11 protein-coding genes are annotated in these 13,310 nt (G+C 36.7%); 5 read left to right on the top strand and 6 right to left on the bottom strand.

The features are described from left to right. Positions 1 to 217: 217 nt before the first annotated feature. Positions 218 to 1,006, top strand: a complete 789-nt coding sequence (locus tag J7E57_RS12605; protein WP_215128938.1) for a hypothetical protein — start codon at positions 218 to 220, stop codon at positions 1,004 to 1,006. A 154-nt stretch (positions 1,007 to 1,160) separates the two neighbouring features. Here J7E57_RS12605 and J7E57_RS12600 read toward each other — a convergent pair whose 3' ends face one another. Next, positions 1,161 to 2,897: a phospho-sugar mutase gene (locus tag J7E57_RS12600; RefSeq protein ID WP_215128936.1), complete on the bottom strand. Its 1,737-nt coding sequence runs from the start codon at positions 2,895 to 2,897 to the stop codon at positions 1,161 to 1,163. A gap of 269 nt (positions 2,898 to 3,166) precedes the next feature. Here J7E57_RS12600 and J7E57_RS12595 point away from each other — a divergent pair, with 269 nt between their 5' ends. Together J7E57_RS12595 and lysA are read left to right on the top strand one after the other, a co-directional pair. Then, positions 3,167 to 4,480, top strand: a complete 1,314-nt coding sequence (locus tag J7E57_RS12595) for an aspartate kinase (protein WP_215128933.1) — start codon at positions 3,167 to 3,169, stop codon at positions 4,478 to 4,480. 318 nt (positions 4,481 to 4,798) lie between these two features. Then, the gene (lysA, locus tag J7E57_RS12590; protein ID WP_215128931.1) at positions 4,799 to 5,968 is read left to right on the top strand and encodes a diaminopimelate decarboxylase; all 1,170 of its coding nucleotides are present in this window, start codon (positions 4,799 to 4,801) and stop codon (positions 5,966 to 5,968) included. A 64-nt stretch (positions 5,969 to 6,032) separates the two neighbouring features. On the opposite strand, the gene J7E57_RS12585 is transcribed toward lysA, so the two are convergent. From J7E57_RS12585 to J7E57_RS12565, 5 genes are read right to left on the bottom strand one after another with little or no spacing between them, the layout of a single operon-like run. Next, entirely contained in the window at positions 6,033 to 6,245 is a 213-nt protein-coding gene (locus tag J7E57_RS12585; protein ID WP_215128929.1) for a hypothetical protein, read from the bottom strand. Between the two features lie 42 nt (positions 6,246 to 6,287). Further along, positions 6,288 to 7,100, bottom strand: a complete 813-nt coding sequence (locus tag J7E57_RS12580; protein ID WP_215128927.1) for a hypothetical protein — start codon at positions 7,098 to 7,100, stop codon at positions 6,288 to 6,290. A 14-nt stretch (positions 7,101 to 7,114) separates the two neighbouring features. Then, a complete protein-coding gene (locus J7E57_RS12575) occupies positions 7,115 to 7,495 on the bottom strand; it encodes an SRPBCC domain-containing protein (RefSeq protein ID WP_057933051.1) in 381 nt (126 codons plus the stop codon). Beyond that, positions 7,482 to 10,157 carry a DUF3857 domain-containing protein gene (locus J7E57_RS12570; protein WP_215128925.1) on the bottom strand — a complete coding sequence of 892 codons (2,676 nt, stop codon included), beginning with the start codon at positions 10,155 to 10,157 and terminating at the stop codon, positions 7,482 to 7,484. Before J7E57_RS12570 ends, J7E57_RS12575 begins: the two co-directional genes overlap by 14 nt. 6 nt (positions 10,158 to 10,163) lie before the next feature. Further along, a complete protein-coding gene (locus tag J7E57_RS12565; protein ID WP_029275209.1) occupies positions 10,164 to 11,354 on the bottom strand; it encodes an acyl-CoA dehydrogenase family protein in 1,191 nt (396 codons plus the stop codon). 113 nt (positions 11,355 to 11,467) lie between these two features. On the opposite strand from J7E57_RS12565, the gene folB reads away from it, so the two are divergent. Together folB and J7E57_RS12555 are read left to right on the top strand one after the other, a co-directional pair. Further along, complete coding sequence (folB, locus tag J7E57_RS12560) at positions 11,468 to 11,836, top strand: dihydroneopterin aldolase (RefSeq protein ID WP_029275208.1); 369 nt, start codon at positions 11,468 to 11,470, stop codon at positions 11,834 to 11,836. 1 nt (position 11,837) lies between these two features. After that, complete coding sequence (locus tag J7E57_RS12555) at positions 11,838 to 13,241, top strand: FAD-binding oxidoreductase (protein WP_215128923.1); 1,404 nt, start codon at positions 11,838 to 11,840, stop codon at positions 13,239 to 13,241. Positions 13,242 to 13,310: the final 69 nt, after the last annotated feature.

The raw sequence follows: 13,310 nt of genomic DNA, 5'->3' as shown, positions 1-13,310 counted from the left end.
GTTTGAAATTTCTAGAAATTTCAAACTCATCAATTTTACTTTGTTCTAAATTGTCTTTTAAAATTATCTCAATCATAAGCCTATCCTTTACTATTTGTAAATTATGCAACCTATTCGTATTGATGGATTTTGTATCTAATATTTTATTGTCGCTATGTAATCATAAGGGTACAGAAAATTTCTTCTTCTTCTGCAGCTAAATCCTCTAATTTCACCTATGTTTTTAGTTAATCAGATTTTTATTTATCTTGCATTACACAAAAAAATGAAACCTATGAAATTAATTAAAACTATCGCGGTGATGATGGTACTATCATCATGTGCCAAAAAAGAAGTGCCAGATGTGCCGAAAACATTTAGCGATCCTAAGTGGACGAGGATTGAGATTGCAAACGGGAGAGAAGCCCATGCTGTTTACGGTAATATTGACGATACTTTAATGGTATCTACACTTACCGAAATTTATCAAACTATTGATCAAGGCAAAACCTGGCGTAAAGTAAAAGTAAATAATCAGCCTATTTATGGTTTTTTGTCGGTTAAGGATACCATTTTCGCTTTGCAAGCAAACAGCCTTAAAGATAAAGACAATCAGAAACTGGCGACTTTTAGTCAGTACTTTAGTTTAGACAAGGGATTTACATGGGATCGTTGCACTAAATATGATATCTCAGAAGAACGATCTCAAGAATATACGGCCGTAACTGTAAGTAATCAGGTTAAAATAAAAATTAAAGAGAATTTAGAGCCAATTAACGGCAACCCTGATCATAACTATATTCTGAAAAGTGATGTTAATATTTTAAAAAATGGATTTTCAGAAATATTGCAGCTTCCATTTGATAACCAGCTTACCAATTTACATGTAGATAAATTAGGAAGACTTTATGTTTCTGCAACCAGGGTTGTTCACGATAAAAAAACGGGAAAAGCTTTATATGCTGAAAAAACTGAACCTGCTATCATTTATATTTCCAAGAGAAATATTAAGGAGTTAATTCATTAAAATTAAAGATTATGCAACCATTACGCTGAATTTACTTCAGCATCTTTCTGATATTGTCAACTGAATAAAATTCAGCATAACGACTCTAAATAAAAAAAACACAGATGAAAAATCATTCATCTGTGTTAATCTTTTTTATTGCAAAAAGGATAAACTACGCTTGCAAATCAGCCATCACGGCTTTGATTTTATCACCAAGTTGTGCGTTAACCTTGTCAAAATCATTTCTATCTGCTAAAGGTGCATTTACGCTGCAATAGAATTTAATTTTCGGTTCTGTTCCACTCGGGCGAGCTGAAACAATACTTCCATCTTCGGTAATAAACTGTAAAACATCTGAAGTAGGATAATCCAGCTTAGTTACTTTTCCTGTTGCCAAATCAGTTTCCTGACTTAATTCGTAATCTTTCAGTACTGAAACTTTCGAACCGCCCAATGTTGCAGGAGGGTTTTCCCTAAATTTAACCATCATGGCTTTAATTTCTTCAGCACCTGATTTGCCTTTTTTGGTTAGCGAAACCAGATCTTCTTTGTAAAGACCATATTCAACATACATATCTAATAATGCATTGTATAAACTTGCACCCTTATCTTTATAATAAGCAGTCATTTCAGAGATAAAAGCCGCAGAAACCACAGCATCTTTATCACGTACTAAATCGCCGATTAAGTAGCCGTAACTTTCTTCACCACCACCGATAAAGTATTTTTTACCTTCTAGTTCCGTCATTAACTGACCGATATATTTAAACCCAGTTAAGGTATTGTAGTAGGTTACATTTTTCTTTTTGGCAATTTCTTCGATCAGGTTAGAGGTTACAATGGTTTTCACAATGAACTGATTGCCATCTAATTTGCCGCTGTCTTGCCAAGCTGATAACAGGTAATTGATTAATAAACTGCCCGTTTGGTTACCATTAAGCAATACCCATTCGCCATCGTTGTCTTTTACCGCAATACCCACACGGTCCGCATCAGGATCTGTAGCCAAAACTAAATCAGCATCAATTTCCTTTGCTTTGTTCATTGCTAAAGTCAATGCGTCTTTTTCTTCTGGGTTAGGATATACTACTGTTGGGAAATTTCCATCTGGTGTGCTTTGTTCTTCAACCAGGGTTACATTTGTAAAACCAAATTGTGCTAAGGCTTTAGGTACTAAAGTAATTCCAGTTCCATGGATAGGAGAATATACAATTTTTAAATCGTGCTGTCTTTTTATCGCTTCTGGTGAGATTGAAAGTGCAGTAATGCCGTCTAAATAAAGTTTATCTACATCTTCACCGATCAATTCGATATTCGCATCAACACGGTCAAATTTCACCTCATCAATACTTTTGATCTTATTTACTTCATCGATCACCAATTTATCATCAGGAGAAGTAAATTGACCACCATCTGCACCATAGGCCTTATAACCGTTATATTCTTTAGGATTATGCGAGGCCGTTAGCATTACACCGCTTTTGCAACCAAAATGGCGCACAGCGAAAGAAAGTTCTGGAGTTGGTCTTAATGCAGAGAAGAAATAAACATAGATACCGTTTGCAGAGAAAACATCTGCTGTAATTTTAGCGAAATAATCAGAGTTATTGCGACTGTCGTGGGCAATGGCAACCTTGATTTTTTCGTGAGGGTACTTGTTGTTTAAATAATTGGCCAATCCTTGTGTAGCCGTTCCAATAGTGTATTTGTTGATCCGGTTAGAACCCGCACCCATAATGCCACGTAGGCCACCAGTTCCAAATTCTAAACTTCTATAAAATGCATCTGTTAATTCGGTAGTTGCATCTTTATCCACAAGGGCCTGAATTTCTGCCTTGGTATTTTCATCGTAATTTCCACTTAACCACTGATTAATTGTGGCTTGTGTTGATTGGTCAATTGCCTGCATTGAGCTGTTTTTTAAATTTAATATCTGGTGTTGAACAAATTTTATTGAATGATGTTTGGTTGAAACGCATTTATTTCAGTACATCCAAATTTTATTTTGTTGAGGGTGTTGCTTTTAAGCTGCTTTTGTTTAATTTCACGCCCCGATACAATAATAAAGAAAATTACATATTCTAGTATTTAAAATTGAAACCATCATAATTTTCTATAGCCAAAAGTAAATAAATAAATTATGATAGCTTCATTACCGTTAAAAACAATAAGCATTAAATGAAAATATTAAAATTTGGGGGTACTTCCGTAGGTAGTCCTGAGCGCATGACGAAGTTGTTGGATATCGTTAATCCAAATGAAGAGCAGATTGTAGTATTATCAGCCGTGTCTGGTACTACAAATAGTTTAGTAGAAATTGCAAATTATTTTTTAGCTGGAGATAAGAAGAAGGGAAGCGAGTGCGTGGAAAATCTATACCAGAAATATAAAGCTTTTGTTGTTGAATTGTTGCCTGCTGACGAGTTTCAAGAACAGGGAAATGAAGTGATCGATTATCACTTTGGTTTCTTAGCTGGCTTAGCGAACGATATTTTTACTCCAATTGAAGAGAAGGTAGTGTTGGCTCAAGGAGAATTGTTATCTACAACTTTATACCATATTTATTTAAAATCTATCGGCGTACCCTCGGTATTATTGCCAGCTTTAGATTTCATGAAAACGGATGAAGATAATGAGCCTGATATTCCTTTTACAACGAAACATTTAATGCCTCTTTTGGAGCAGCATAAAGATAATAAACTGTTCATTACACAAGGATACATCTGCCGCAACAGTTTTGGCGAGGTAGATAATCTACGTCGAGGTGGTAGTGATTATACTGCATCATTATTAGGTGCAGCAATTATGGCGGAAGAAGTTCAAATCTGGACGGATATTGACGGGATGCACAACAACGATCCACGTATTGTTAAAGGCACTAAACCAATTGCACAATTATCTTTTGATGAAGCAGCTGAGTTGGCTTATTTTGGTGCAAAGATTTTGCATCCTCAATCGGTCTTCCCAGCACAGAAATATAAGATTCCGGTTCGTTTGTTAAACACGATGGAACCTTCAGCTGCAGGTACTTTGATTACCCATGATAGCGAAAAAGGAAAAATTAAATCAATAGCAGCGAAAGATGGCATCACGGCAATCCGTATCCAATCGAGCCGTATGTTGTTGGCTTATGGTTTCTTACGCAGGGTTTTTGAAGTTTTTGAACGGTATAAAACACCTATCGATATGATTACTACTTCTGAGGTTGCCGTATCGTTAACTATAGATGAAACAGCTCATTTGCCGCAGATTATCGAAGAGTTGGAAAGTTTCGGAACAGTAGAAGTAGATACCGACCACAGCATTGTATGTGTAGTGGGCGATTTCGGTTCGGAGAAGCATGGTTTCGCCAGCAGGGTTTTAGAAGGTTTAAAACACATTCCGATCCGTATGATTTCTTACGGTGGAAGCAACTACAACGTTTCGCTTTTAATATTAAGTGAGTATAAAACCGAAGCTTTAAGAAGCCTGCACAATAGATTATTCGAATAAGAGGAAAAAAGCGCCGATTATTACCAGTAATCCGATAAGAAAGTGAAAAGCCAGAAAGCTTGCCGGTAGCAAACCGTTTTTATGCTTTTTGTAAGAGTTATACAATCCTGCAGAAAGAATAAGAATAATAAATATGGCAGCTGCTATCTTCATTTTTTGATAAATAAGAGGAACAGTACAATGAAGAGTAACACGATAAAAAACCGGACTTTTCCATTATATTGTTTCTGGGTAATTCTTCCATGCTTTAAATCCAGGTAGTTACCCAAATAAATTAGCCCAAAGAATAAAATTAAAATTATAATAAGGAATTTGAACATGTTCACCGATAAAGATATATCAAAGTTTAACAATATAGAAACGCCTTTTTACTACTATGATACCGATCTGTTACAAAAAACCTTGCGTACCTGCGCAGATGCAGCGGCTCCGTATCAATTTCACATTCACTATGCACTAAAGGCAAATTTTAATTCTGTGCTGTTAAACCAGATTAAAGAAATTGGTTTCGGTGCAGATTGCGTGAGTGCAGGAGAGGTGAGAAGAGCAGTTGAAGTAGGTTTCGACAATAAAAAAATCGTTTTTGCCGGAGTAGGTAAATCTGATAAAGAAATTAATGAGGCCCTTGATCTTGATATTTTCTGTTTTAACGTAGAATCTATCCAGGAATTAGAGGTACTAAATGAACTTGCCGGTAAAAAAGGTAAAACAGCTCAGGTGGCTATCCGCATCAATCCTAATGTGGATGCACATACACACCATAACATTACCACTGGTTTAGACGAAAATAAGTTTGGTATCAATTCATGGGATTTACCAGAATGTGCCGAAACTTTAAAAGCTTCGCCAAACCTTAAATTTATTGGCATCCACTTTCATATCGGTTCTCAGATTACCAATCTTGATGTATATAAAAACCTATGCGTTCGTGTAAACGAATTTGCCGCCTGGTTTGAAGATAAAGGTTTTAACTTAAAAGTATTAAATGTTGGTGGTGGCTTAGGTATCGATTATTACAATCCTGATCACCAGATTCCTGACTTTGGATCTTATTTTAAGATTTTTAATGAATTTTTGACTGTTAAACCTGGTCAGGAAGTACATTTTGAATTGGGTAGGGCATTGGTTGGTCAATCGGCTTCATTGATTACCCGTGTACTTTATATTAAAAACGGAAAGAAGAAAAATTTCGTGGTTTTAGATGCCGGTATGACTGAATTGATGCGCCCAGCCTTATATCAAGCCTATCACAAAATCGAAAATCTTAGCCAGTCTGGAGTAACGGGGTCGAAGTCCGAAGTCGTTAAATATGATATCGTAGGGCCAATCTGTGAAAGTACCGATTGCTTTGGTAAAGAAGTAGAGCAACCTGAATCGTTCAGAGGTGATGTTTTTGCTATCCGTAGTGCTGGTGCCTATGGAGAGGTGATGGCTTCGAAGTATAATTTAAGGGATGCAATAAGATCAGTTTATAGTTACGAGATATAAATTGTCACATTGAGCCTGTCGAAATGCTTCAAAGTTCTTCGGCAGGCTCAGAATGACAAATCAATTATTTCTTCTTAGACGCTACAAATACAATTACACCAGCTATCAGAATAATACCACCTGCATAAGGAGGCCAATTGACAGATTTTTCTTTATCGGCAGATATTTGAATGGGACCTGCATCAACAATTTTTTCTCTTTTAGTGTAAGAGAAGCCAGTCCAGATGAGCATAGCGATGCCCACAACAATTAATATAACTCCTAATGTTCTGTTCATAATATTTTATTTATATCAGAACAGCATCAGGTTGATTATGTTTTATTGAAATGAATAACCGAGACTTATCTTTTGTGCATAATTAACATTGTCAGCCATTTCATAAGAAAGAGAAAATCGCTTGATGTATAAGAAATAGTTAAAAATCCAACTGAATGAATTTTTCCGGTTAATTTCATCGTAAGCTTTTACGCCAGATCTGAAACTATTTGCAAAATTAGGTGTACCGCCAAGAAAAAATCTAAATGCATGCCTTATATCGTGGTCATTTCTAGCTCTCCAGATTACCTCGGTAGATAATCCTGTTGTCCAAAGTACCTTTCTATTTGTTACTGCCACATAATCTGGAATGGGATTGCTATATACCTCTTGTCTAAATTTGGTGTAAGCTCCACCTTCGAAGCTAAGCGCATTTTCAAAGTTAATGTACCTGAAATCTGTATTTCCGTTAGCTGAGGTGTTGTGTAGGCCAGCAGAAAATCTTAACCCAACGCCACTGATCGATTTTTTAAAGGATGGGAGATAATTCTTTAAATTTTCTACATCGTTGTCGTTTTCTCCGCCTGATGCTTTTCCAGCATAAGCGAAAACACCATAAGAAATGTTTGATTTTTTGAAAGTATGCGACTGGCTTATATTTGCCATTCCCAATCCAAAATCCGTACCAGCGCTTGGTGAAGTAGAACCAGCATAACTTGCTGATACATTTGTTAACGTTTTAACACTGTCTGCACCCATTGCTTTTGGCATATAGCCCATGTTGTTCCCTAAGATAGCTGGAGTAAGCAAAGATGTGCAAGAAGTAAATGTGATAAGAAAAAGTAAAGAAGAAAGAGCGATAATTTGATTTTTCATTTTTAGTTTTTTGTTTATTCGTCAAAGAAATCTACTAAACCTCCCAAGAAATATTCCTGGATCCCATCTGTAAAATCTTTATAATCTTCATCAGGGATATTGGTTTGTTTAAATTCTAGTGAAGTTCCTTTTTTATCTTCGTGAAGTTTTATGGTTACAATAGAAGGTTCGTTTTCTTCTCCAAAGTACCATTGTTGAACAATCTGTTTACCGTAAACAAACTCAATATTTTTGCCTGTAATATCTCCATCCCAGAAAGAAAATTCAGTTTCTGGCAATTCTTCAAACTCTACTTCAGCACCAGTCCATAGTTTTATGCTGGTTTCTTTGGTAAGGGCTAAATAAACTTCTTCTGGTGGGGCAGGTATGTAGGTGTATTTTTTAAAATCTTTCATTTTCTTCTATATCTATTGTTTCTAGCTTATCAGGTATAGCTTCTTCTATCTTGAGGTTGTTAATCCTGAAGTTCTCATTTATGTCTTTAATCACAGCCATTCTCCATGTAGACGCTGGATATGTGAATACAAAGGTACTTTTTACGCGACTAGATTTAATGAAATAAGCTACCCAAATGCCAGAAATAATTATTTTTCTGATTAATACAGTAACATCCGAATTGGTAAAGAGTTGGTTGCCTATGTGATTACCCATCGAAAAGAGAAATATAATATCTAAAATCGCGATTGTAATACTGGCAATTTTAAAGCCGATGTAATACCTTGGAAATTCTTTGCGACGCTCAAAAAATAAAAATATAATCAGTATGCTAAATATAATGAGCGCCATGTTTGCTGCTGTTTCAATAAGTAAACAAAGCTGGTACACAAATGTAGTAAAGCGATCATAACGCTCAAGATTATCCCATAGGCTTTGACTAAAAGTATCCATTTTAATCATAGTATATAACGAGAAAAATGGTATGCCTACAATCCCGATACCTGCCAAAATAAGCCAGCCGTGAATTTTCGGGGCTTCTTTTATTTCTTCAAGCTCAAATGGTTTTTTACGGGTATAAAGAAATAAGCATACTGCCACCATAATGATGGAAACGAATACGCATAAAGTTACCATCCAGTAATTCAGGTCCGATTCATCTCCGGTTTCATTTCCGCCACTCCAAAATAAACTGTAACTCAGTTTATCCATGATGTTGCTTCTATCTTTAATATATTGTTTAATTTCGGTAGCCGATATTTCGTCTTTTAAATTCTGGTAACTGTAATTGATGGTTAAAGTGTCTGCTTCAGTATTTACCGAGTAATTAAATTTGTAACCTGGTCTTTCAACATTAAATGTTTTGTCTTTAACGTCCCAGTTCTCGGAGAATGCAATTTTTAATTTTTGGTTGATTTTACAAGGGTAAATCAATTCCATAGGCACATTACGCCACTGTTTTAGCTTGCGTAAGTCGTTACTGATCAGGTCTCCATAAAAATAAATATCAAATCTGTTGGGAATAGAATCGTCTTTTACCCAAATGTTCTCAATTTCATAATTTTCGGTTAAATAAATAATATTATTAACCTCATCATCCTTTACGGTGAGGTTTTTCGCTGTTTTTACCCCTGGATATAATTTGGCATAGTAATTTAAATAATCCTTTTCCAGTTTGTCTGTTCCATCACTGCTTAAATCTGCCCTGATTTGATCGGCACAATTGTAGGTATAAATTGTTTTGATCTCTAAGGTTGCTTTTTTGCCCTGGCTGGTATCCGGTAGATTGATGAGTGATGTGGCATCAATTTTGCCTTTAGGATTGCTTTTAACCCATTCTAGTTTATCGTTGCCAGGTTTTAAAACCAAAACATTGGCCGAGTAAGGGAAATAGTTTTCGGTTATAGGGCCACGCTGATCAGACATGGTAGCATCAATCCAGATTTTTTTATGGTTAAACTCTGCTAATACCACAACATGGTCAAAAGCGCCAGTTGAGGGCAGTCTATCAATCGTTTTATCACGCAGGTAGGTGTTTATCAAAACTGGATATGCAGGTATACCCATATTTTTTAGCAGATAAACCAGTAAAAGCGATTTATCTTTACAATCGCCATAACGTTGTCTCAAAACCTTTTCGGGCGAGTTTGGCCGGTGAGAATATTGACCCATTTCTATCCCCATATACCTGATCTGGTCTTGAACAAACCGAGTAACCAGTTGTAAATATTGTTCAGGATCGTTTTTGGCTTTAGCTTTTAACTCTTTAATCTTGGCATTTAGTATAGCAGAATTTTTCAGGTCGTAAGTGTTTAAACGAATAGACCAGTCTACTATATCCTTCCAGCTGCTGTATTCGCTAATTTGAACCCGTCCGTAGGGGTTGTACCATTCTGGTTCATAATCATAACCCGTAAAAGTTTTTGAAACCTGACTTTGCCACTGGTATACTTTTAAATCTCCTGTTTCGAGCGTTTTTAAAGGGGGTACGAAGTTAAAGTTTTTTAGATAGAGATTACGTTTCTTATTAAAAAGTACGCTTACGTAAACATTGGAAATCTGACTTCCGCCCTCAAAATAAATCAGGTTGCTATAACGCGAATCAAAAACCGGGTTTTTCCCTTTTATTGTATAAGAAAATTCAATCCTGTCTCCTTTGCGGACATCATCTAAAATCAGGAATGCATTAAACGTGCCGCTATAAATGAATTTACTAAGTTCTTTCTCATTTTGTATAATTTTGAAATTACCCGCATTTAGCTTATCAATAGGTTTATTGTCTCTCCAAATGGTAATTTTATGAAAAAGAAGCTTTTGATAGGATGGATCGTAGGTAACAGAAATTTCAGAGCCATTTTGTACACCTGTATCTGAAATAATCTCACGGATATCATGCTCGTATTCTTCGGATGTTTCTATATTGGTTTGTTGCTCATAAAGAAATAAATACCAACCATCCTGAACATCTCTTGCTGCCGGGCGTTTATCTACAGTTTTTACTTTTTGTAGCCACCGTGGTTCAGTTTTGGAAATGAAAAAATTATTTTTTTGGGCAAAAGATATATTGATCCAAAAAGCTAAAACAAGTAGAATAAGTTTTTTGAGAGCGGTTTTATTTAGCATATTATTTTATTTAAATGCGTTTAATCCGGTTACATCCATCCCGGTGATCAGTAAATGTATATCGTGTGTACCCTCGTAGGTTACTACCGATTCTAAGTTCATCATGTGGCGCATAATCGAGTATTCACCTGTAATTCCCATTCCGCCAAGCATTTGGCGGGCATTACGGGCTATGTCCAGTGCAATTTCTACACTGTTCCTTTTGGCCATCGATATTTGTTCTGCAGAAGCCCGGTTTTCACTTTTTAATACGCCCAAACGCCAAACCAACAGCTGCCCTTTGGTAATTTCGGTCACCATTTCGGCAAGTTTCTTTTGCTGTAACTGGAAACCACCAATGGGTTTTCCAAACTGTACACGCTCTTTTGAGTAACGCAAAGCAGTATCATAACAGTCCATTGCTGCACCCAAAGCGCCCCAGGCAATGCCATAACGTGCTTGGTTTAAACAGCCCAATGGACCTTTTAATCCGCTGATTTCGGGAAAAATATTCTCTTTTGGCACTTTTACATTGTCAAAAACAAGTTCGCCTGTAGCTGAAGCACGTAAACTCCATTTATTATGTGTTTCTGGAGTCGAAAATCCTTCCATTCCGCGTTCCACAACTAATCCTCTTATTTTTCCAGATTCGTCTTTTGCCCAAACCACTGCAATATCTGCAAAAGGAGCATTACTGATCCACATTTTGGCACCGTTTAAAATGTAGTGGCTCCCTGCGTCTTTGATATTGGTTACCATTCCGCCCGGATTAGAGCCGTGATCAGGTTCTGTTAATCCAAAACAGCCCATCATTTCGCCACTCGCCAGTTTTGGTAGGTATTTTTTACGTTGTTCTTCAGTGCCATAAGCATAAATAGGATACATCACCAACGAACCCTGCACAGAGGCTGTAGAACGGATACCAGAATCACCGCGTTCAATTTCCTGCATCAAAATTCCATAAGCGGTATAATCTAAACCTGCACCACCATATTCAACCGGGATAGTTGGCCCGAAAGCACCAATATCAGCCAAACCTTTAATTAGGTGTTTTGGGAATTCTGCTTTTTGCGCATAATCTTCAATAATCGGACTTACTTCTTTTTTTACCCAATCTCTGGCCGTTGCACGAATTAATTTATGCTCATCGGTTAACAATTCGTCCAATAAATAATAGTCTGGTGCCTCGTAAAGGTCCTTTTTTGCTGATTTGCTCATGTAATTTCGTGTTATCTGGTTAAGAAATCGCGTTCATTTCAAAGGTAACAATTTACGGCAATGGGCATTATATTCATGAATAAAAATTTAATTTTGCAGCTTACAGAACATACATGAGTCATTTCAAACAAACCGTAGCCTTAAAAGATGTTAAATGCTTTGCCCTTCATGGTTATTACCCAGAAGAGCAACTTATTGGAAATCATTTTGTTGTAGATCTAGTAACAGAATTTACGCCGCAGGGTTTTGATGATGAACTGGCACAGACGGTTAATTATGAGGACCTGAATCACATCATCATGGAAGAAATGAAACATACACAAAAGCTTTTAGAAACGGTTTTGAAGAATATCATTTCGAAAGTTGTCGAATTGTATCCTTTTGTTGAAATGGTTAACGTGAGTATGAAAAAACTAAATCCACCTATGCCCGGTCAAATTGGGCATTCTTTTGTTAAATTATCTTATACATCAGCAAAATAAAATGAATTTTACGAAGATCAATCCCGAAATTTTAGCAGAAATTAAGGCCGCAATAGGAGCAGATAAAATTTTTACTGATGTAGAAAGTTTAGATAATTACAGTCACGATGAAACGGAAGACTTGCGCTATCAGCCCGAAATTGTGGTGAAACCAACTTCTCCAGAAGAAATCTCCGCTTTACTTAAAATCTGTAACGCTCATCATGTTCCGGTAACGCCACGTGGTGGTGGTACGGGTTTAAGCGGTGCCGCCCTGCCGATTTATGGCGGTGTTTCTTTATCAATGGAAAAGTTTAAAGCTATCTTAGATATTGATACTGAAAACCTACAAGCAACTGTTGAGCCCGGGGTAATTACCGAAGAATTCATCAATGCGGTGGCCGAAAAAGGACTTCTTTACCCAGTTGATCCAAGTAGTAAAGGATCTTGTTTTATTGGTGGCAATGTAGCCCATGGTTCTGGTGGGCCAAGAGTAGTGAAGTATGGAACGATACGTGAATACATTCTCAATCTCGAAGTGGTTTTGCCTAACGGCGATATCATTTGGACAGGTGCAAATACCTTGAAATATGCGTCAGGTTATAATTTAACCCAGCTGATGATAGGTTCGGAAGGTACCTTGGCCGTGGTAACCAAAATCGTTACTAAATTATTACCTAAACCTAGTCAATCGGTTTTAATGATGGGCTCTTTTAGCACGAATGAAGATGCATGCGCAGCGGTTTCTGCAATTTTTAGGGCAGGGGTAACACCATCGGCTTTAGAGTTTATGGAGCGAAAAGGGGTGGAATGGGTAATTAAATTTGATGATATTAAGTTCGATTTAAAAGATGATGTTGCTGCGTTATTGATGATTGAGTTTGATGGAGATGATTTGGATGATATTTTTAAAAACTGTGAGAAAACCAATGTTGTTTTAGAAGCGCATCACTGCACGGAAGTTTTGTTTGCAGATACTGCTTCTCAAAAAGAAGAACTGTGGCGGATGAGAAGAACGATGGCCGAATCAGTAAAATCCAATTCCGTATACAAAGAAGAAGATACCGTTGTTCCGCGTGCGGCATTACCTAAATTAATCAATGGTATCAAAGAAATTGGTGCAAAATACGGCTTCGAAAGTGTTTGTTATGGTCACGCCGGTGATGGAAATCTGCACGTAAACATCATTAAAGCTGGAATGAGCGATGAAGACTGGAAAAACAAACTCAAATTTGGTATTGCCGAAATATTCGAATTAACAACCGCTTTAGGTGGCACATTATCTGGTGAACATGGAATTGGTTTGGTGCAAAAAGAGTTTATGCCGATCAAGTATTCTGAAATTCATCTTAATTTAATGCGGGGTATTAAAAAAGTTTTCGATCCGAAAGGAATATTAAATCCTGGCAAAATTATGCCTGATTAATTTTACTCGTCACCCTGAACTTGTTTCAGGGTCTTAATGGTAACAAGTATATAGATGCTGAAACAAGTT

It is taken from the genome of Pedobacter sp. ISL-64 (assembly GCF_018613605.1).
GTDB lineage: Bacteria > Bacteroidota > Bacteroidia > Sphingobacteriales > Sphingobacteriaceae > Pedobacter.
Note: the sequence above shows the minus strand (reverse complement) of the source record. Positions and strands in the feature narration are given on the sequence as shown.

Coding starts and splice junctions, on each gene's coding strand:
- J7E57_RS12605 (WP_215128938.1), top strand. CDS start 218: ATGTTTTTAGTTAATCAGATTTTTATTTATCTTGCATTACACAAAAAA.
- J7E57_RS12570 (WP_215128925.1), bottom strand. CDS start 10,157: ATGCTAAATAAAACCGCTCTCAAAAAACTTATTCTACTTGTTTTAGCT.
- J7E57_RS12595 (WP_215128933.1), top strand. CDS start 3,167: ATGAAAATATTAAAATTTGGGGGTACTTCCGTAGGTAGTCCTGAGCGC.
- lysA (WP_215128931.1), top strand. CDS start 4,799: ATGTTCACCGATAAAGATATATCAAAGTTTAACAATATAGAAACGCCT.
- J7E57_RS12575 (WP_057933051.1), bottom strand. CDS start 7,495: ATGAAAGATTTTAAAAAATACACCTACATACCTGCCCCACCAGAAGAA.
- folB (WP_029275208.1), top strand. CDS start 11,468: ATGAGTCATTTCAAACAAACCGTAGCCTTAAAAGATGTTAAATGCTTT.
- J7E57_RS12580 (WP_215128927.1), bottom strand. CDS start 7,100: ATGAAAAATCAAATTATCGCTCTTTCTTCTTTACTTTTTCTTATCACA.
- J7E57_RS12600 (WP_215128936.1), bottom strand. CDS start 2,897: ATGCAGGCAATTGACCAATCAACACAAGCCACAATTAATCAGTGGTTA.
- J7E57_RS12555 (WP_215128923.1), top strand. CDS start 11,838: ATGAATTTTACGAAGATCAATCCCGAAATTTTAGCAGAAATTAAGGCC.
- J7E57_RS12565 (WP_029275209.1), bottom strand. CDS start 11,354: ATGAGCAAATCAGCAAAAAAGGACCTTTACGAGGCACCAGACTATTAT.
- J7E57_RS12585 (WP_215128929.1), bottom strand. CDS start 6,245: ATGAACAGAACATTAGGAGTTATATTAATTGTTGTGGGCATCGCTATG.